This is a genomic window from Streptomyces sp. NBC_01635 (assembly GCF_045209715.1).
GTDB classification, from domain to species: domain Bacteria; phylum Actinomycetota; class Actinomycetes; order Streptomycetales; family Streptomycetaceae; genus Streptomyces; species Streptomyces hirsutus.
Genome location: NZ_CP109277.1, coordinates 138234 through 158145, shown reverse-complemented (window position 1 = coordinate 158145; position 19912 = coordinate 138234). Strand labels below are relative to the sequence as shown.

Genomic DNA, 19912 nt, shown 5'->3' with positions numbered 1-19912 from the left:
TCCGCGCCGGACTCATAGGCGCGGTCCGGAGTACTCACACCATGGCTGAGAAGAACTCGAAGCGCACATGGCTCACCGGCTGGGACCCCGAGGACGAGGACGCCTGGCACCAGGGCGGCCGTCGCGTGGCCCACCGCAATCTCGTCCTGTCCGTCCTCAGTGAACACATCGGCTTCTCGGTGTGGACCCTGTGGTCCGTCCTCGTGCTCTTCATGACCCCCGAAACCGGGCTGGCGTTCGCGCCCGGCGAGAAGTTCCTGCTGGTGGCCACTCCCACGATCGCCGGAGCCCTGTTGAGGCTGCCCTACAGCTACGCGGTCACCCGTTTCGGCGGGCGCGACTGGACCGTGTTCGCCACGCTGATCCTGCTCGTCCCCGCCGCGCTCGCCCTGTACTTTGTGCGACAACCCGGCACACCGCTGTGGGTGTTCCTGCTCATCGGCGCCCTCAGCGGGGTGGGCGGCGGCACTTTCGCCTCGTCCATGACGAACATCACCGCCTTCTTCCCGCAACGGCACCAGGGCTGGGCCCTGGGACTCAACGCCGGAGGCGGCAACCTCGGGGTCGCGGCAGTACAGCTGATCGGCCTCGCGGTGATCCACACCACCGGGCGTGACCATCCGGAGTACGTCGCGGCCGCCTACCTGCCGCTCATCATCGTGGTCGCAGTCCTGGCAGCACGGTTGATGGACAACGTGGACGCCGTCCGCACGGCCCCCAAGGTTCAGCGCGAGGCCGCTCGGTGCCCAGACACCTGGTGGATTTCCCTGCTCTACATCGGCACCTTCGGTTCATTCATCGGGTTCGGCTTCGCCTTCGGACTGGTGCTTCAGTACGAGTTCGGCACCTCACCCGTGCAGGCGATGGGGTACACCTTCCTCGGCCCGCTCCTCGGTTCCCTCTCCCGGCCACTGGGCGGCCGGCTGGCCGACCGGCTGGGCGGGGCACGCGTGACCCTCTGGAACTTCCTCGGCATGGCCACCGGAACCACGCTGCTCGTCGTCGCCTCCCTCACCGGTTCCTTCGGGCTGTTCGTCGGCGGATTCACCGCGCTCTTCGTCCTCAGCGGCCTGGGCAACGGCTCCACCTACAAGATGATTCCCGGCGTCTTCGCCCGGCGCGCAGAGGTCGCGGTGACCGGTGGCGCCGACGCCGCCCAGGCCTTCGCGCGGGCCCGCCGGCTGTCCGGCGCGGCCATCGCCATCGCCGGCGCCGTGGGAGCCCTGGGTGGCGCGGCCATCAACGTCGCCTTCACTGTCTCCTACGCGGACGGTTCCGGCTCCGGAACACCCGCCTTCCTGTCCTTCCTCGCCTACTACAGCGTGTGCGTCCTGATCATCCGGTCCGTCTACCTCCGCCAGGAGGCGCCCCGGGCCTCGACCGCGCCGGACGGGATACGGGAGGCCAGCCGTGCCTGACGCCCTTGCCGTGACGCGGACACACTGCCCGTACTGCGCTTTGCAGTGCGGCACTCGGATCACCGGCCGTCGTGCCGAGGCCGTGACGGTCGAGCCCGCCGATTTCCCGGTCAACCGCGGTCGGCTCTGCCAAAAGGGCTGGACCGCGCAAGAGGTCCTCACCGCCCCCGACCGGCTGACGACTCCTCTCGTGCGGGGCCGTGACGGCAGGCTCCTGACCGCTTCATGGGGCAGCGCTCTGGACACCGTCGCCGATGGCCTGGACCGCGTCCGGGCCCGGTACGGCCCGGACGCGTTGGCCGTCTTCGGCGGGGGCGGCCTGACCAACGAGAAGGCCTACCTGCTCGGCAAGTTCGCCCGGTTGGCCTTGGGCACGAGCAACATCGACTACAACGGCCGCTTCTGCATGTCGTCCGCAGCTGCGGCCGGCAACGACGCCTTCGGCGTGGACCGGGGCCTGCCCTTCCCCGTCACCGACCTCGCGCGGGCGCAGACCGTGCTGCTGGCCGGGGCCAACGTCGCCGAGACCATGCCTCCCCTGATGCAACATCTCGACAAGGCCCGGCTGGTCGTCGTGGACCCGCGCCACAGCGCCACCGCCCGCCGTGCCGCACTGCACCTGCAGCCCGCGCCCGGCACCGACCTGGCCCTCGCGCTGGGACTGCTGCACCTGGCCATCACCGACGGGTGGGTCGACAAGACGTACGTCGACCAACGCACCCGCGGGTTCGAGACGATAGCGGCTCGCGCCGCCGCGTGGTGGCCCGAGCGTACCGAGGCCGTCACCGGCATCTCCACGCACGCCCAGCGCACGGCCGTCCGTCTGCTCGCCGAAAGCCGCGACAGCTACATCCTGACCGGCCGCGGTGTCGAGCAACACCGGCAGGGCACGGCGACTGCGGCGGCATTCATCAACCTCGCGCTGGCCCTCGGCCTGCCGGGCACTCCGGGCGGCGGCTACGGCTGTCTCACCGGCCAGGGCAACGGCCAGGGCGGACGCGAGCACGGACAGAAGACCGACCAACTGCCCGGTTATCGTTTGCTGACCGACCCCGCGGACCGCGCCCACGTCGCCGGTGTCTGGGGGGTGCCACCCGACCGGCTGCCCGGCCCCGGACTGCGGGCGTACGAACTGCTCGACGCACTCGGTGAGGATCAGGGGCCCCGCGCGCTGCTCGTCCTGGGCTCCAACCCGGTGGTCTCCGCCCCGCACGCGGCGCGGATCGCGGCGCGTCTCGCCTCACTGGACCTGCTGGTCGTGGCCGACTTCGTCCCCTCGGAGACGGCGCGGGCAGCCGATGTCGTTCTGCCGGTCACCCAGTGGGCGGAGGAGGAGGGCACCCTGACCAGTCTGGAGGGCCGGGTCCTGCGACGGCGTGCCCTGCTCAGTCCCCCGCCGCTGGTCCGCAGCGACCTGGAGATCCTGCACGGCATCGCCGTACGGCTCGGTGAACCGGCCGAACACTATCCGACGGAGCCCCGTGAGGTCTTCGAGGAACTGCGCGCCGCTTCCAGGGGCGGACGTGCGGACTACTCAGGCATCACCTACGACCGGCTGGACGCGGGCGAGGCTCTGTACTGGCCGTGCCCGGACACCGACACCCCTCACCCGGGCACCCCCCGCCTGTTCCTCGACACATTCGCCCACCCCGACGGACGCGCGCGTTTCGCCGACGTCGAGCACGACGGACCGGCCGAGGACACCGACGCGGAGTACCCCGTGCACGCCACCACCGGCCGGATCCTCGCCCACTACCAGTCAGGTGCGCAGACCCGTCGCGTGACCGAACTCGCTGCGGTTGCCTCCGAAGCATTCGTGGAGGTCCACCCGGACACAGCGGCCCGTCACGGCCTGGCCGACGGAGCCCTGGCACGGGTGACCTCGGCCCGAGGCGGCATGACCGCCCGGGTCCGGCTCGATCCCACGCTGCGACCGGACACCGTGTTCGTCCCCTTTCACTTCGGCGGGGACGGCCGGGCCAATCTCTTCACCAACCCTGCTCTGGACCCCCGTAGCGGCATGCCCGAATTCAAGGTCAGCGCCGTCCGGCTCGCCCCCCTCCCGGAGTGACGCCGTGAGCCACATCCTCGTCCTCGGCCATGGTCCTGCCACTCACCGACTGCTGCGCGGGTTGCGGCGCCACGGGCACGACGGAACCGTGACCGTGCTCTCCGCGGAGTACCGCCCTGTCCAGCACCGTCCGTTACTGACCACCGTGCTGCAGGGCCGGCTCGAGGCCGACATGCTCTGCCCGGAACCCGAGCCCGGCGCCCGTGTACTGACCGGAGCCGTCGCGACCGCCGTCGACACCGCCCGCCGCGTGGTGCACGCCCGGCAAGGTGACACCGTCACCGCACACCCCTACGACGTCCTCGTACTCGCCTGCGGCGCCCGCCCGGTGATACCCCCGCTCCCCGGGGCGAGCGACCGGACCGGGCGGCTCGCACCGGGCGTCACCACGCTGCGCGAGGTCACCGACTGCGACCGCATACAGGGCACAGCCGTGACGGTACTCGGAGGCGGACCGCTCGGCGTGGAGACGGCGAGCGCGCTGGCCCTGCGGGGCACCGTGACCACCCTGGTCTGCTCCGGCCCCCACCCACTGCACGAACGGCTCGGCGGCACCGGCGCGGCACTGCTGACCGCACGACTGAGGGAGGCCGGGGTCGATGTCCTTGGCGGGCGCAGGGCCGTACGCCGCGAGCCGGGCCGCCTGCTGCTCGACGACGGCACCGAGGCGGCGGCCGACAGCCTGGTGCTGTGCACCGGCGTGGAACCCGAGGTCCGGCTCGCCCGCGCGGCCGGTATCAGGGTGCACCACGGGATCGTCGTAGACGACGCACTGCGCAGCAGTGACAGCCGCGTCTACGCCATCGGGGACTGTGCCGAGCACGCGGGACGCACCGTGGCGGGCCATGAGTCCGCGCTCGCGCAGGCCGACACCCTGGCCGCGGTGCTGACGGGCCGTGAGGTGACGCACCGGCCCACTCCCGCTGTTTTGCGCCTGCGCACTCATGCCGTGGACGTGGCGTGTGTCGGGCCACTCGCCGCCTTCCGGCGGAGCGGCATCCGGACCGTCGGCCTGTTCGACCCGGTGGGCCGGCGCTACGCGCGGCTGGCGCTGGACGGTGACCGGATCGCCGCCGCCGTGCTGCTCGGCCTGCCAGATGCGATCGCCACTGTCAGCCATCTACACCGGCGCGGCCTGCCCGTCCCCTCCGACCGGCTGAGCCTCCTTCTCGGCATCCGGTCGCACTTCCCCCCAGCCGAGGACGACGATCGGACGGACTCCATGGTGTGTCTATGCAACCACGTCTCCCAGCGACAGCTCGCCGGCGCCTGGGAACTCGGCGCTCGGACAGTTCCCGCTCTGGTTCGGGCCACCCGTGCCACCACAGGCTGCGGCAGTTGCACCGAGCGGGTGGAAACGCTCTGCGCGGGCTGGACAGATGTCTCCGGACGGGAACTGGAGCCGACACCATGACAGCCACCCTGGTCGTGATCGGGCACGGGATGGTCGGTCATCGGCTCGTGGACACACTCCGCGAGCTGGACCGGGATCGCCGGTGGCGCGTAGTCGTGCTGGGTGAGGAACGGGAGCCGGCCTACGACCGTGTGCGGCTGTCCGCCTACCTCGGAGGGCGCAGCCGGGCAGAGCTCAGCCTCGTCGCATTCGAGTTCCTGGCGGATCCACGGATCGAAGTGCGCTCCGGAACGCCGGCGGTCCATGTCGATCGGCGGGCGCGCACGGTACGGACGGCCGACGGCAACGTGCTCCCGTACGACGCATTGGTGCTGGCCACCGGTTCGCGTCCGTTCGTCCCGCCTGTGCCCGGCCGGGAACTCGACGACTGTTTCGTCCAGCGGACGCTGGAGGACACCGATGCGTTGCGTGCCGCGGTCCGGCCGGGACGGCCTGCGGTCGTCGTCGGCGGCGGCCTGCTGGGGCTGGAGGCGGCGCAGGGACTGCAGTTGTTGGGCATGCGACCCCATCTCGTGGAGGCCGCGCCCCATCTGATGCCGACCCAGCTCGACGCGGAGGCGGCACACGTCCTGCAGCACGGGGCCAATCGCCTGGGCCTGCAACTGCACTGCGATACCACGGTCACGGCAGTGAACGCCGGGTCGCACGGCACGGTGCGGTCCGTCACCCTCGGCGATGGCACCGTGCTCGATACCGACCTGGTCGTCTTCGCCGCCGGGGTGCGCCCTCGGGACGACCTGCCGGTCGCTCCGGCTCTGCGGCTCGGTGACCGTGGCGGATACCTCACGGACGCCCTCTGCCGGACCTCGGACGACCGCGTCTGGGCCGTCGGAGAGTGCGCGGCCGTGCTGGGACGCTGCCATGGCTTGGTCGCGCCGGGATACCGGATGGCGCAGAGCGTCGCCCGTCAGCTGACAGGCCGTCCCAGCGAGCCGCTCGACGCCATGGACACTTCCACCGAGCTGAAACTGCTCGGCGTGCATGTGGCGACGTTCGGAAGCACGTCGGATGAGGACGGCAGTGCCGTTGAGATGACCTTCCGAGAAAACGTCTCCCGCTACGCCAAAGTCTTTTTGCGCCGGGACACGGGAGCCCTGCTCGGTGGAATCCTCGCGGGGGAGACAGGCTCCCGGACCGACCTCGCCGCCCGGGTCGGCCGACCGCCGGCCGCCGACCTGGAGCGCGTGCTGTTCCCCGATCCGTCGTTCTAGCCGAAACCTGTGAGGACACCCATGCTCGATGAGTCCGTCCGTGCGGCACGACTGCTGGAAGCCCGGGCGCAGGCCGTCGAACTGTTCACCGAGGTGAGCGCCCGAGGGCTGATCACGCCTGGCAAACGGGAGCGCACCGCCAGCGACGAGGTCCGGGACCTGGCGCACGATCTGTTCGGCACTACGCGGTACTGGCACAAGCGGATCGTGCGGTGTGGGCCGAACACCCTCAGGCCGTACGAGGACAATCCGCCCGACCGAGTGATCGGTGCCGACGACATTGCCTTCGTGGACTTCGGGCCGATCTTCGACCAGTGGGAAGCCGACTTCGGACGCACATACGTGCTCGGCGACGACGTCACCCGGTTGCGACTCCGCGATGCCCTTCCCGGTCTGTTCGCCGAGGGCAAGCGCTTCTTTGACAGCCGCCCGGAGCTGACGGCAGCGCGTCTGTACGCGGAGATCGAGCGTCTGGCCCGGGATTCCGGGTGGGAGCTGGGCGGCTGGCATGCCGGGCACCTGGTGGGGGAATTCCCGCACGAGCGCATCAAGGACGAGCTTGTCCACTCGTACATCACGCCCGGCAACGACCTGCCGCTGCGCCGACGGGACCGCTCGGGCCGGGTCTGCCACTGGATCCTGGAGATCCACCTGATCGATCGACGTGGCGGCTTCGGCGGATTCTACGAGGATCTCCTGGACTTGTGAGGGGGCGATGGGCGCCGCTCACGCAGAGGTGGACGCCGGTCCCGCACCCGCCGCGTGCTGCGGGACCGCATCAAAGAGAAGTCCTTGCTGAACCGGTGCGTCGACGACATCAAGCGCTTCTTCTCGTCAGGATGCTCCCCGCGCCCGCGGGGATGCTCCCGATGGCGCACGAAGCGCCGTTCATGACGACTGTGGACACCTGCGCAGCGCACTGGAGCGATCTGACAGAGCAGGAGCGCATCGCCTTCGTCGGGGCGTGCCTCTTGAATCTGTCTACCAAGGATCTTTCCCGCGTGCTCAGGTGCTCCGAGAGGGAGGCAGGGGCCGTGACAACGCGTACGCGGCAGCGCGTGCGCACCCACCGGCCCGCGTTCGGCATCGACTGTAAAGTGCAGCGACTGCTCACGGAGCGAGTACCCACACCCCTGACCTTCGGTGACGAAAGCGAGCTTCAGGACCTCCTTACGTCCGACGTGGTACTACTACCCGACCACGCCAGCCCGTCCACCGGTCCGTCCGCTCATGGCGCGGCGCGCGTCACGAGAGAGCTGCTCGCCATGTGCGACAGGCTGTCTGTCCAGCCGATTCTGTCGTCGATCGAAGTCAGTGGCCGTCCGGGATCGATGATCGTCCAGGGGACCCATGCGGTCGCGCTGGTACTCGGCATCGACACGGCGACCGCTCGGGTGGATCGGTCGAAGTGGTCGAGGTCATGCCCGAGCCTGTCCCGCGGGACGGTTCCTGAAACAGGCCGGCCCGCACCCAAGGGCGCGGAGCGGGCCGGACCGACCGACTCCACCAGGAAAGGGAGCAGGGTGACCATGAACTTCGACAGCGATTTCCTCCCGGACGAATCGGGACTGACCCATGCAGTGCACAGACTGCTGCACGAGCTGCGGAATCCGGGGGTACCGCACGCTTCCCCGGACACAACAGCTGACCTGCCGGATGAACTGCCCCGGGACGGCATCGGCGGCCACGCCGCGCTCGACGCGCTGTCGGCCACGGCGTTCGAGAAGGCCAGCCGCCTCGACCACCCGGGCTTCTTCGCACACATGGACCCTCCCACGCCGTGGCACGCCTGGGCAGCCGTGATGTGGGCGGCGGCGACCAACCAGAATCTCCTGCACCCGGACACCGCCCCCGCAGCGCGTGCGCTGGAGGAGCGGGTGATGCGGTGGATGGCCTCCGCATACGGCATGGACGGGGGCCACTTCGTCCCGGGCTCCACCATCGCCAACCTCACCGCGCTTTGGGCGGCCAGGGAGCTCACGGACGCAACACAAGTGATTGCCTCCTCGGCCGCGCATCTGAGCGTTGCCAAAGCCGCCCATATCCTGGGCATGGATTATCTCCAGGTGCCCGTCGACGATCGGCAGAGCCTGCGCGAGGACTTGCTCCCCGGCGATCTGTCGCGCAGCGTGCTGGTGCTGACCGCCGGGACGGTCGCCACCGGCGCAGTGGACGCGCTGACCGCCGGCCGGGGCGCGGCCTGGCGTCACGTGGACGCTGCATGGGCCGGGGCACTGCGTTTCTCCTCGCGTGCCGAGGTGCTGGAAGGGATGGACCTGGCCGACTCGGTCGGCATCTCACTGCACAAGTGGTTCTTTCAGCCCAAGGGCAGCGCCATGGTGCTCTTCGCCAGAGCCGCCGAAGCGCAGCGAGTGCTCAGTTTCGGCGGGGGGTACCTGGCTGCGCCGAACGTCGGACTGCTGGGTTCCAGAGGAGCCTCGGTTCTTCCCCTCGCCGTCACACTGCTCGCCTGGGGCACCCGGGGGATCACCGAACGCATCGACGCCTGTCTGACCACCGCGGACTCCCTCGCGGATTTGGTCACCGCCGAACCCCGCCTCACCCTGTGGCGGCCTCCGCGCACCGGAGTCGTCAACTGGCGGCCGACTGACCGTAACACCGAAGCAGTACACGGCCGATTGGACGCAGCCTGGGTCAGCACGGCGGATATTGACGGACAGCGCTGGTTCCGGTCAGTGGCCGCCAATCCGCACGCAGACTCCTGCACAGTGGTGCGGCGGGTGCTGGACGCCTTGTAGTCGCTTGGCGAATGTCGCACATAGCTGTGGTCATGCAGTCAGGAAAGGGCATCCGCCGTTGTGTGGTCCCAGGGTGAGAACGGGAGCAACAGTCAAAAACTGTGGATCAGCAGCTGTTCACGCTGTCTCGTGGTTCAGGTGGGTGAGCCCTTCGGTGGCGGATGGACCGGATCGGGCCTGCACGGCGCCGTTGGTGAGTGTGGGGCCCGGGCCGTTGGGCTGATCGGTCACCTTGATCGCTGCCGAGCCTGCTGATTGGTTGGTCGGCATGACTGAACTTGGACCCGTCGCCTGGCCACCTGCCCCGATCAGGACCGAGCGGCTCGTGCTCCGTGAGCCCGAGGCCCGGGACCGTGCGGCGTTCATCGAGCTGCTGGCGTCGCCAGAGGTGCACACCTACCTCGGCGGCCCCCGGCCGCGAGACGAGCTTGAGCGCGAGATGCCCGGGGCGCCCGAGCGGTGGCCCGGGAGTTTCGTCGTCGATCTCGACGGGTCGATGATCGGCCAGATCCTGCTCAGGAGAGCAACGGAGCACCGTCGCCCGGCTGCCGCGGGGAAGGTCGATCTCGGCTACCTGTTCCTGCCGCGGGTGTGGGGATTCGGGTACGCCTCCGAGGCGTGCGTGGCGGCACTCGACTGGTTCGCCGCCGTCCTTCCCGGCGAGCCGGTGGTGCTCACCACCCAGACCGCCAACGTCGGCTCGATGCGCCTCGCCGCAAAGCTGGGGTTCACCGAGGCAGAGCGGTTCCAGGCATGGGACGCCGAGCAGTGGCTCGGCCTGCGGTCCCCGGTCACGCCGTCCGCTTGAGCTCGTGCCCGACGGCGCGGAGCCCCAACGAGGCAGGCACTGCCAGGAGCGGCTGGGGGCGCGTCGTGTCCTGACGTACGTTCGGGCCTATGACACGCCCTGAAATCCCGGTTGGTGGCCCGGTGAGCGGCTGGTGGGCCTATCTGGAGGAACGGACCTGCCGAGAGGTCGATGCCGACGTGCTGCGCGATCGTCGGCTGTCGGCGGTCAGGTCCATGTGGGAGGCGCTGCGTCCGTTGGGGGTGGGCCTGTACGAGGCCGAGCGGGTGGTCCACGCGCGATACGAGGCCCTCGGCGACCGAGTGCAGCGCACGCCGCCAGATCCGCTCGACCTTTCCTCACTTGCAGCCCGCGCCGCGGTTCTCCCGGGTTGTGTGGCAGCGGTGGAAGCGCTGTGGGACGGCGATACCGTGCACGACTGGTTCGTGCTCCTGGTCGCGGTTTTAGACGCCCCGGACGGGGAGGGCCACCTGGCGACCGTCTACCACCGCCCGGACGGTGCTCCCCCTGGCGGTGCCGCAGCCAAGGCCGGCCAAGCGCTCGCCAGCCACCTTGGTGTGCCGTTCTACTTCGCTTCTCCGGACATCCCTGATGACGACGCCCCCCGCTGGCGGACAGCCCAGCGGCTGGCGGAAGGGCCGTGACTCGGGAGCCATGGGTGGATCACGGCGGTCTCAAGAAGGCCGGACCATCCGGTGTCTTCAGTCCTCATGGACATCGCCCCAGGGCCGATCCGGCTGCCTCCCATGACAGTGAACAACTGCTGTCGAAACTCGGTTCTGGCTCAACTTCTGTGGTGCGGAGAAGGAGTGCCTCCTCCAGCAACCCGCTCCACCTGCCTGACCTGCGAGACGCCAGGCACGGCATCGCCCTGAACCCGGCGTGACCGGAGACATCACAGAAGTTGAGCCAGAACCGAAAGAAGTGATCGAAGCCACCGTTTCCCATCCGGACACGGACACGGACACGCCCGCGTCCGGACACGGGCGGGCACCCATCCTGGACATCGGCAGCACACCCGCCGTGACCAGCACAGGCACCGTCCGGACACGTCCGCGTCGAGCTACTGAGGAACGGTGAGCCCCCTCCCGCACTTCCTCGACGCCGTTCCCGGCCTGTGGCCCGAGATCCCGTGCCGCGAGAGACCACACCTGTTCGTCGGCAGCAGCCGCGCCACCCCGCACGAGGAAGACGCCGCCAAGGCCAAAGCCCTTTACGCCCAGTGCCCAGTCCGTGGAGCCTGTGCCGCCTGCGCCATCCGCAACGACTACCGAGACGGCATCTGGGGCGGCCTCACCGCCGACGAACGAGACCAACTCGCCCGGGAACGAGCCACAGCCACCGACAGACCCGGCTGACACCCCGAGGCCCCCTCCCCGCGTCAGCATGTCTCACGAGACACCCGTAACTCCTGGTGCCCCAGGGTGGGGGGTCGTTTGTGTGGGGGTGGGTGTCCGGTTCGTTTTGGTGGTGTGGTGGGTGTGGGGTCGTCCGGTGGTTTCGGCGGGCGGGTCGGTCGGGTGGTTTCGGCGGGTCGGGTCGGTTCAGTGGTTTGGGTGGGGTGGTGGGTCGCCGAGGGTCGAGGCGCGGGCCATCAGGGCGGGGCGCAGGCGGCGGGAGCGGCCCGGTTTGCCGTTCAGCATGTTCACCAGGGTCGTGGCGGCGGTTTCGCCCATCCGGTACATCGGGGAGCGTATCGAGGTCAGTGGTACCGGGAGGGCTGCCGCGAGCGGGACGTCGTTGTAGCCGACGACCGCCACGTCCTGGCCGACGGTGAGGCCGGCGTCCCGGACGGCTGCCATCGCGCCGATCGCCGCGAAGTCGTTGACCGCGAAGACGGCCGTGGGACGCGGACGCAGGCCCAGCAGGTGGTCGGTCGCCGCACGGCCGCCCGGCACGTCGAAGGCGGAGCCGATGACATGGCTCTTCGGTACGGGGAGGCCTGCCTGGGCGAAGGCGTCCAGGAAGCCCTGGGTGCGTTCCACGCCGGTGCTGGCGTAGGGTTCGCCGGCCACCACCGCGACCCGCCGGTGGCCCAGGCCCAGCAGATGCTCCCCGGCCAGCCGTCCGCCGAGGGCGTCGTCGGTGGTCACCGACACCCGGCCGGGCAGTCTGCGTGACACCAGCACCAGGGGGATGCGCCGGCGGGCCAGTTCGGCCACGAGGCCGCAGTCGGAGCGGGCGTCGCCGAGCACCAGGCCGTCGACGCGCCGGGCGAGCAGTGCGTGCGCCCGGCGCTGTTGCATCTCGGGGTCGTCGCCGGTGTTGGCGACCACGGTGTGGTAGCCGGCGGCCGACGCGGCGGCGTCGATGCCTTCGTAGATGGTGGCCAGCACGATGTCGGTCAGCCGCGGGACGAGCACGCCGAGCATCCGGGAGCGGCCGGTGCGCAGCGCCGCTCCGGCCGGGTCCCGCTGGTAGCCGAGTTCCTCGGCCAGTCCCTGGATGAGTGCGGCGGTCTCGGCGGCCACTCCGTCCCGCACGTCGTCGTCCGGGCTCAGCGCCCGTGACACCGTGGAGACGTGGACGCCCGCCTGCCGGGCTATCTGGGCGAGCGTGACCGGGGCGCGACCGGTCTGTGCACCGGCGCCCGCCCGTGCTCCCTGGCGATCCACTCCCGCTACCCCTCTTCTCGAATCCGCTCGGCTCTTCGGGTCCTGTTGGGTCCTGGCCGGTTCTGCTCGAATTCGACAGCTGTTTACCGTCGTTGCGTTGCCGAGCCTCGCATACTCCCGAGCCCTGGGCCAGGCGGGTGTCCCACAACCATTGACCAAAGCGCAATCGTTTGCGTAGCCTCACCGCAATCGTTTGCGAAGAGGCGGAGAGAGGGTTCATGCGCCGAATCCAGGTCGTGGCCACCGGCGGCACCATCGCAAGCCGGGCCGGGGCGGAGGGCCGCCGGGCGACCGTGCTCGCGAAGGAACTGCTCGCGTCGGTCGGTCCGCTGCCGGCAGACGCCGAGGTGAGCGCGCGGGACGTTCTCACCCGGGGCAGCTACGCCTTCGACACCGCGGACCTGCTGGCGCTGGCCCGCGAGGTGCGTGGCGCCCTGCGTGAGGGGGCCGACGCGGTGGTGATGACGCACGGCACCGACACGATGGAGGAGACCGCCTTCCTGTTCGATCTGGCGTTCGGCGACCCGCGGCCGATCGTGCTGACCGGTGCGCAGCGCCCGTTCGACGACCGTGCCGCCGACGGCCCGGCCAACCTGGGCGACGCCCTGGCCGTGGCCGCCGCCGACGCGGCCCGCGGGCACGGCCCCCTGCTCGTCTTCGACGGCTTCGCGTTCCCCGCCCGCGGGGTCCGCAAGAGCGACACCATGTCGGCGCATGCCTTCACCGTGCCCGGGCGCGGACCGGCGCTGCGCGTGACGGACCGGCTCGTCACACCGCTGTGGCGGCCGAGCCCCAGTCCCCGGTTCCCCCTCGATCTCGACCTTCCCCGGCTGCCCCGGGTGGACGTGGTGCCGGTCTACCCCGGTGCGGACGGGCTGTTCATCCGCTCCAGCCTGGCGGCCGGCGCCGCGGGAGTCGTGGTGGAGGCGGTCGGCGCGGGCAACGCGGGGCCGGAGCTGGTCGAGGCGGTCGCCGAAGCGGTGGCCGCGGGCCACCCGGTGCTCATCTGCTCACGGGTGCACTCCGGTCCCGTCGCCCCCCTCTACGCGGGCGGCGGCGCCGAACTGCAACGGGTCGGCGCCGTGTTCGCCGGCGACCTCAGCCCCTGGCAGGCCCGGCTGCTGCTGGCCGTCGCGAGCGCTGTCCCCGGCCGGTCGCCGGAGGCACTCGTCCGCGCCTGGCTCGCCGGAGACGACCCGCTGTCCGGCTCCGGAGCCTGATCACCACCGACCGCCCCCCGCCCGCGCCCCCACCGGCTTACTGACCCACCCTCACCGCCCTCACCACCTGCACCGCCCTCACCACAGTCATCAAAGGAGATGTCGATGCCCAAGGAAATTCTCGTCGGCTTCGGAGTGGACGTCGACGCAGTCGGCGGCTGGCTCGGCTCCTACGGAGGCGAGGACTCGCCCGACGACATCTCCCGCGGCCTGTTCGCGGGCGAAGTCGGCGTGCCCCGCCTGCTGGAGCTGTTCCGACGCCGCGGCCTGACCCAGACGTTCTTCTGGCCCGGCCACTCCGTCGAGACCTTCCCGAAGGAGTTCGACGCCTGCGTCGCCGCCGGCCACGAGATCGGCGTGCACGGCTACAGCCACGAGAACCCGATCGCCATGAACCGTGAGCAGGAGGCCGCGGTCCTGGACCACTGCATCGAGCTGATCGAGACCCGCTCCGGCCGCCGTCCGACCGGCTACGTGGCGCCCTGGTGGGAGTTCAGCCCCGTCACCAACGAACTCCTGCTGGAGCGGGGCATCAAGTACGACCACTCGCTGATGCACCGGGACTTCGAGCCGTACTACGTCCGGGTCGGCGACACCTGGACGAAGATCGACTACAGCGCGCCCGCCGAGACCTGGATGAAGCCCCTGGTGCGCGGCCAGGAGACGGACCTGATCGAGATCCCGGCCAACTGGTACCTCGACGACCTGCCTCCGATGATGTTCATCAAGGCCAGCCCGAACAGCCACGGCTTCGTCAGCCCCCGTGACATCGAGCAGATGTGGCGCGACCAGTTCGACTGGGTCTACCGGGAGATGGACCAGGCGGCCTTCACCATGACCATCCACCCCGACGTGGCCGGCCGCCCCCAGGTGCTGCTGATGCTGGAGCGGCTGATCGATCACATCAACTCCCACGAAGGCGTCCGCTGGGTGACCTTCGACCAGATCGCGGACGACTTCGCCGCCCGCAACCCGCGCCAGAAGGGTGACAGCAGATGACCACCGTCCAGCAAGGGGACATAGCCCACGAGAACGAATGGCCGCGCAGCGGAGCACCCTCGGACGAGGTCCTCCTCAAGGGCCCCCCGACGCTCAGCCGGCGCACCATCACGACCACCACCATGGTCTGTTTCCTGGCCTGGGTCTTCTCCGTCTACGACTTCGTGCTCTTCGGCACCCTGCTGCCGAAGATCTCCGAGACGTTCGGCTGGAGCACCGGGCAGGCCACGGCGATCGCCACCGGCGTGACCGTCGGCACCTTCGTCGTCTCCCTGCTGGTCGGTCCGATGCTGGACCGATGGGGCCGCAAGCCGAGCCTGATCGTCACCACGGCGGGCGCGGCGCTCTCCTCCGGCCTCACCGCGCTGGTCGGCGGCGCCGGCTCGCTGATCGGAGCCCGGGCCATCTCCGGCCTCGGCTACTCCGAGGAGGTCGTCAACGGCGTCTACCTCAACGAGATGTACGGCAAGAGCCGGCGCCGCGGCTTCATGTTCAGCCTCGTGCAGAGCGGCTGGCCGGTCGGCGCCCTGCTGGCCGCGGCGTTCGCCGCCGTGCTGCTGCCGATCATGAGCTGGCGCTGGATCTTCCTCCTCGCCACCTTCCCGGTCATCGTCATCCTCATCGCCGGCTCCAAGCTCCGTGAGTCGCCCTCCTTCGTCGCCCTCAAGCGGACACGGGAACTGCGCAAGGACGGACGCGACGCCGAGGCGGCCCGGCTGGCAAAGCTCTACGACCTCGACATCAGCCGGGACAACGAGTCCGGCCTGCGCCAGCTCTTCGCCCCGGACCTGCGCCGGCACACCCTGTGCCTGTCCGGAGCGTGGCTGTTCAACTGGATGGGCATCCAGGTCTTCTCGGTGCTGGGCACCACCATCCTCACCGACGGCAAGGGCGTCTCGTTCTCCAGCGCACTGGTCGTGCTGATCCTGGCCAACATGGCCGGCTTCCTCGGCTACCTCTTCCACGGGTACCTCGGTGACCGGATCGGCCGGCGGACGACCATCATCGTCGGCTGGACCATCGGCGGCATCGTGATGACGGCGATGCTCTTCGGCCCGGACAACGCCGCGTACGTCATCCCGATGTACGCGCTGGGGCTCTTCTTCCTCCTCGGCCCGTACTCCGCCATGGTGTTCTACATGGGCGAGTCGTTCCCGGCCCGGGTGCGGGGCATCGGCTCCAACACCGCCCACGTGATGGGCCCCATGGGCGCGATCGTCGGCTCGGCACTGCTCAGCGCCGTCATCGGCCTCGGGGCGAACGCCACCACCGCCGCGTTCGTCGCGGGCGCCCTGGGGATGTTCATCTCCGGCGTGCTGATGCTCGGCGCCCACAAGGTCGGCCAGGACACCGACGACGAGCTCGTCCCCCCGGCCGCGGCGCACTGAGCCGTCCCTCCCCCCTTGCTCCCGGCGCGTGGCATGCCCCGTGCCCCGTGCCCCGCCACGCGCCGGGAAGCCCATGAAAGGCAGGACATGTCTTCCAACGAACCCACCGCACCGGCCCGCGACGACGGGCTGGCCGGCAAGGTCGCCGTCATCACCGGCGGCGCGAGCGGCATCGGCCGCGCCCTGGCCGTGGCGTACGCCCGTGCCGGGGCCGACAGCGTCGTCGGCTTCTACCCCAAGGACCCGCACAGCGCCGACGAGACGGTCCGGCTGGTCGAGGCCGCCGGCGGCCGCTGCACCCCGGTCGCGGTCGACGTCCGCGACAGCGGGCAGGTCGACGCCCTCGCCCGGGCGGCCGTCGAGGCGTACGGACGGCTGGACATCGCCGTCGCCGGAGCCGGTGTACTGCGCCGGGCCGCCCTGGCGCAGCTCGACGACGACGCCTGGAACGACATGCTCTCGGTCGACCTGACCGGCGTGCTGCGCACCTTCCGCTCCGCCGCCGCCGTGATGTCCGGCCCCGGCTCCATGGTGGCGGTCTCCTCCATCGCCGGCGGGGTGTACGGCTGGGACGACCACGCCCACTACGCCGCCGCCAAGAGCGGGGTACTGGGACTGTGCCGGTCGCTCGCGACCGAACTCGCCCCGCGCGGCATCCGGGTCAACACCGTCATCCCCGGACTCATCGAGACCCCGCAGTCGCTCGATGAAACCAACTCCCTGGGCCCGGCGGGGCTGGAGCGGGCCGGCCGGAGCATCCCGGCGGGCCGGGTGGGCCACGCCGACGAGGTGGCCCGTGCGATCCGCTTCCTCACCAGCGACGACGCCGCGTACATCACCGGCCAGGAGCTGATCGTGGACGGTGGCCTCACGGTCCGATGGCCAAAGTGACCCAGCGGAGGCAACCTGAGCGGCGAAAGACCGACCGGCAGCACACCAGAGAGCAGTGAACGCGGCGGCAGCGGACAGCGCCGCGGCGAGAAAGGCGAACGGCATGGGAGTTCTCCAACAACAGGTCGCACTGGTGACGGGCGCGGCGAGCGGCATCGGGTCGGCGATCGCCGACGCGTACGCGGCCCAGGGCGCGCGGCTCTTCCTGGCCGACCGCGACGCCGACCGGCTCACCGCCCTGGCCGAGCGCTACACGGCACAGGGCACGGAGGTGGCCACCGCCGTCGTCGATGTGGCCGACGCGCAGCAGACCCGCCAGATGGTGGAGAGTTGCGTGTCCACGCTGGGCGTGCCCGACATCCTGGTCAACTCCGCGGGGATCCTGACCGAGGTGCCCCTGATCGACATGGACGTCGAGACCTGGGACCAGATGATCGCGATCGACCTCCGCAGCGTCTTCCTGTGCTGCCGGTGGACGGTTCCCCACATGGTCGCCCGCGGCAGCGGGCGGGTCATCAACATCGCCAGCCAGCTGGGCATCAAGGGCGGCGAGGGACTGGTCCACTACTCGGCCGCCAAGGCCGGCGTCATCGGCCTGACCAAGGCGCTGGCCAGGGAGGTCGGCCCGAGCGGCGTGCTGGTCAACGCGATCGCGCCCGGCCCGGTGTTCACCCCGCTGGTGGACGGCATCAGCGCGGACTGGAAGAAGGCCAAGCAGGCCGAACTGCCCCTGGGCCGGTTCGGCGTCCCGGCGGAGGTCGCCCCCACCGCCGTACTGCTGGCCAGTGATCCGGGCGGCAACCTGTACGTGGGGCAGACTCTCGGCCCCAACAGCGGCGACGTCATGCCGTGAGGCACTGAGAGGAGAGGGAGCCACGATGTGCGGAGCCTGCGGCGCGGGACGTTCCGTACCCCGCTGGGAGGACATCCTGGCCCCGCCCACCCGGTCGGTGCTCGCCGCCCGGGCGGCGAGCACCGACCGGCTCCTGGACGGCGGGTGCGGACTGCGGGTCCGCTCCTGGCTGTCCGCGGGATACCTGCTCAGCGACCGGGTCGGCCGCACCACGCACGCGGCGGACCTGGACACGCTGTGGCGTGCGGCCGGGGAGCGCGGTGCCCGCCCCAAGGACTGGCGGCCACTGCGGGGTGCGGAGACCACCGTGTCCGTCGAGGCACCCGGCGGCTGGGACCTGGCCACGGCCGCGGTCTGGTTCGCCGCCGTGGCCAGGTCCCAGCCGGACACCTCACTGGAGATCACCCTGCCCGACCCCGGCGGAGCGCGCACCCTGCTGGTGACCATCGACTCCGGCGCTGTAGGGGCCGTTGTCGTGACCGATTTCGGGGACGGCCCGCCGCCCGAGGCGACAGCTGTGGTCAGCGGCGCCGGCGCTGTTGTGGCGGCCCGGCACCTGGAGAAGTTCGGCGGACGCCGCCCGCGCCGACGGGCGTGACCCTGCGGGCCGGGCACTTCGGCCGCCGCGCGCCTTTGAGCAGACCCAGGACGGCATCGGGCGAAACCGTCCGGCCTTCTCGTCCACCGCCCGCAACGACCAGGCCATGTACTCCCTTTTGAGGACGACGTCGACCGTGCGGTGCAGCTGACGCGTGGCAAGGCACTGCGCCGCCCGCCGGCCGTCGGCAACGGGCAGGCTGCGGGCATTGTCGCCCTGGGCGACCCGACCGTCGAACGCGATCCCGACCCCGTCCCGGGCGGGGCGCAGCAGCGTTGCCGGCCCCGACGCGGGAGAACGGCAGTCGTGCCGCGGGGCCCTGGCGGTCCACCAGCTGCCGGCACCGCTTGCGCCGGCGCACCGGGCGAGCGACGGGGAGATGCGCAGCGGGCCAACGCCAGTGCGGCACGGCCCCGGACGGGGCAGCTACTTCGGCTGAAGCCGCTTCTGCGCTTCGCCTGAAAGGAGGCGCGGCTCGTCCTTTCACCGCTTCCTTTGCTCTTGCCGGGTCGGCTCGTCCATGAGCCTGTTCACCTCGCCCCGGGCCGCGGAGCGGGCCGTCCGGACGGCCCGCCCCTCCTGCCGGGCGACGGCCTCGCTCACCTGATTCATCGCCTTGTCGAGCGGCTTGCGGGCCGGCTTCTGCTTCTCGGTGAACTCGATCCACGAGTACGGACATGCCGCGTGATCTGCACAAAGGAGGTTTTCGGCAAGCGCAGCCCCGACGGCTTCGAGGAGAAGGGCCTCGGCGCGGGTGCTGCGGCCGTCGGCGGGGTCGTCGCCGGCGTTTCAGCGGCGGAAGCTGCTGCGGGTGCAGCCGTCCCGGGACCCGGCCTCGACCGGCAGGGGCCGCGGGCGGCCGGGGGACGAGCCATACGGCCGGTGTGGCCCGGGCCCACCGTTCGGCCCGCCCTCGACGGGCCGAACGGTGGCCGCGGGGTGTGCGGGGTAGGGCTCAGCAGCCGCCGCAGTTGTAGTACGTGACGTCCCAGTGGTTGCCCTCTTCGGCGTAGATGTTGCCGGAACCGGAACGCCACTGCCCGGCGCCGTCGCCGCGCACTCCGATGGAGGCGAAGTTGTTCTTGATGTAGTTCCCGAGGCACGTGTACTTGCTGTAGTCGAGCTTGTAGCCGTTCCAGTGCGAGTACGTCCCAAAGGCGTGGCCCGTCTCGGTGCCGCCGGTGATGTTCAGCGCGCAGCCGCTGGCCCGCTTGAGGGTCTGGGCGCCCTGGGCGCCGGCGAGGTTGAGCTGTTCGAACGACGTGCATGTCGGGGTGTTGCGGTTCGAGCAGTTGCCGGAGGACGACCAGGTGATGCCCGCCTCGCGGAACATCGAGGTCGCGGTGGCGTGGCTGATCTTCGTGGCGGCGGACGCCTCGCCCGCCGTGCCGATGACGGCGGCGCCGGGGGCGATGACCAGAGCGAGAGCGATCAGGACCGAGCGGATCCTCGGGAATCTCAGAGCCTTCACGGCCTTCATGTGCGAACCCTTCCTGCCGGGGGCCGGGTTTCCTTCGGCTGTGCAGGTGGTGCACGCAGATCATGGCGGATATCTACGCGCGTCTGCCAGAGGGAGGACGGTATCCGTCCGCGGGCACACGGGGGAGGGGCGGTGTCGTGTCGCGTGATGGCCGATACGTTGCCGAGCCGATACGTTGCCGAGCCGA

Annotated in this window: 17 protein-coding genes; 15 read left to right on the top strand and 2 right to left on the bottom strand. The window is 70.6% G+C overall.

Features of this window, described 5'->3' with window-relative positions; all coding sequences use genetic code 11:
- Positions 1 to 41 precede the first annotated feature (41 nt).
- The 9 genes from OHB56_RS00740 to OHB56_RS00700 all read left to right on the top strand — a co-directional run bounded on the left by OHB56_RS00740 (position 42) and on the right by OHB56_RS00700 (position 11039).
- On the top strand, positions 42 to 1418 hold the full coding sequence (locus OHB56_RS00740) for a nitrate/nitrite transporter (RefSeq protein WP_406351048.1): 1377 nt from the start codon (positions 42 to 44) through the stop codon (positions 1416 to 1418).
- Positions 1411 to 3489 (top strand): molybdopterin oxidoreductase family protein, encoded by a 2079-nt coding sequence (locus tag OHB56_RS00735; protein ID WP_406351046.1) that lies wholly within the window; start codon positions 1411 to 1413, stop codon positions 3487 to 3489. The genes OHB56_RS00740 and OHB56_RS00735 overlap by 8 nt, the downstream gene beginning before the upstream one ends.
- 4 nt (positions 3490 to 3493) lie before the next feature.
- A complete protein-coding gene (locus OHB56_RS00730) occupies positions 3494 to 4903 on the top strand; it encodes an FAD-dependent oxidoreductase (RefSeq protein ID WP_406351044.1) in 1410 nt (469 codons plus the stop codon).
- A complete protein-coding gene (locus OHB56_RS00725; protein WP_406351043.1) occupies positions 4900 to 6114 on the top strand; it encodes an NAD(P)/FAD-dependent oxidoreductase in 1215 nt (404 codons plus the stop codon). The genes OHB56_RS00730 and OHB56_RS00725 overlap by 4 nt, the downstream gene beginning before the upstream one ends.
- A gap of 21 nt (positions 6115 to 6135) precedes the next feature.
- Entirely contained in the window at positions 6136 to 6822 is a 687-nt protein-coding gene (locus OHB56_RS00720) for a M24 family metallopeptidase (RefSeq protein WP_406351041.1), read from the top strand.
- Between the two features lie 161 nt (positions 6823 to 6983).
- Positions 6984 to 8873 (top strand): pyridoxal phosphate-dependent decarboxylase family protein, encoded by a 1890-nt coding sequence (locus OHB56_RS00715; RefSeq protein WP_406351039.1) that lies wholly within the window; start codon positions 6984 to 6986, stop codon positions 8871 to 8873.
- 268 nt (positions 8874 to 9141) lie between these two features.
- Entirely contained in the window at positions 9142 to 9681 is a 540-nt protein-coding gene (locus OHB56_RS00710; RefSeq protein WP_406351037.1) for a GNAT family N-acetyltransferase, read from the top strand.
- Positions 9682 to 9770: 89 nt separating this feature from the next.
- Positions 9771 to 10325, top strand: a complete 555-nt coding sequence (locus OHB56_RS00705; RefSeq protein WP_406351035.1) for a hypothetical protein — start codon at positions 9771 to 9773, stop codon at positions 10323 to 10325.
- A 432-nt stretch (positions 10326 to 10757) separates the two neighbouring features.
- The gene (locus tag OHB56_RS00700) at positions 10758 to 11039 is read left to right on the top strand and encodes a WhiB family transcriptional regulator (RefSeq protein ID WP_406351033.1); all 282 of its coding nucleotides are present in this window, start codon (positions 10758 to 10760) and stop codon (positions 11037 to 11039) included.
- A 186-nt stretch (positions 11040 to 11225) separates the two neighbouring features.
- Here the strand turns inward: OHB56_RS00700 and OHB56_RS00695 are convergent, their stop codons facing one another.
- The gene (locus OHB56_RS00695) at positions 11226 to 12296 is read right to left on the bottom strand and encodes a substrate-binding domain-containing protein (protein WP_326750676.1); all 1071 of its coding nucleotides are present in this window, start codon (positions 12294 to 12296) and stop codon (positions 11226 to 11228) included.
- Between the two features lie 218 nt (positions 12297 to 12514).
- On the opposite strand from OHB56_RS00695, the gene OHB56_RS00690 reads away from it, so the two are divergent.
- The 6 genes from OHB56_RS00690 to OHB56_RS00665 all read left to right on the top strand — a co-directional run bounded on the left by OHB56_RS00690 (position 12515) and on the right by OHB56_RS00665 (position 18245).
- Entirely contained in the window at positions 12515 to 13516 is a 1002-nt protein-coding gene (locus OHB56_RS00690) for an asparaginase (protein ID WP_406351031.1), read from the top strand.
- A gap of 105 nt (positions 13517 to 13621) precedes the next feature.
- Entirely contained in the window at positions 13622 to 14515 is an 894-nt protein-coding gene (locus OHB56_RS00685) for a polysaccharide deacetylase (RefSeq protein ID WP_326750674.1), read from the top strand.
- Positions 14512 to 15903, top strand: coding sequence for an MFS transporter (locus OHB56_RS00680; RefSeq protein ID WP_406351028.1), 1392 nt, complete (start codon positions 14512 to 14514; stop codon positions 15901 to 15903). The genes OHB56_RS00685 and OHB56_RS00680 overlap by 4 nt, the downstream gene beginning before the upstream one ends.
- A gap of 87 nt (positions 15904 to 15990) precedes the next feature.
- A complete protein-coding gene (locus OHB56_RS00675; protein WP_326750672.1) occupies positions 15991 to 16794 on the top strand; it encodes an SDR family oxidoreductase in 804 nt (267 codons plus the stop codon).
- 103 nt (positions 16795 to 16897) lie between these two features.
- Positions 16898 to 17647: an SDR family NAD(P)-dependent oxidoreductase gene (locus OHB56_RS00670; protein ID WP_326750671.1), complete on the top strand. Its 750-nt coding sequence runs from the start codon at positions 16898 to 16900 to the stop codon at positions 17645 to 17647.
- 25 nt (positions 17648 to 17672) lie between these two features.
- Complete coding sequence (locus tag OHB56_RS00665) at positions 17673 to 18245, top strand: hypothetical protein (RefSeq protein ID WP_406351026.1); 573 nt, start codon at positions 17673 to 17675, stop codon at positions 18243 to 18245.
- A 955-nt stretch (positions 18246 to 19200) separates the two neighbouring features.
- On the opposite strand, the gene OHB56_RS00660 is transcribed toward OHB56_RS00665, so the two are convergent.
- Positions 19201 to 19725: a hypothetical protein gene (locus OHB56_RS00660; RefSeq protein ID WP_326750669.1), complete on the bottom strand. Its 525-nt coding sequence runs from the start codon at positions 19723 to 19725 to the stop codon at positions 19201 to 19203.
- Between the last annotated feature and the right edge of the window lie 187 nt (positions 19726 to 19912).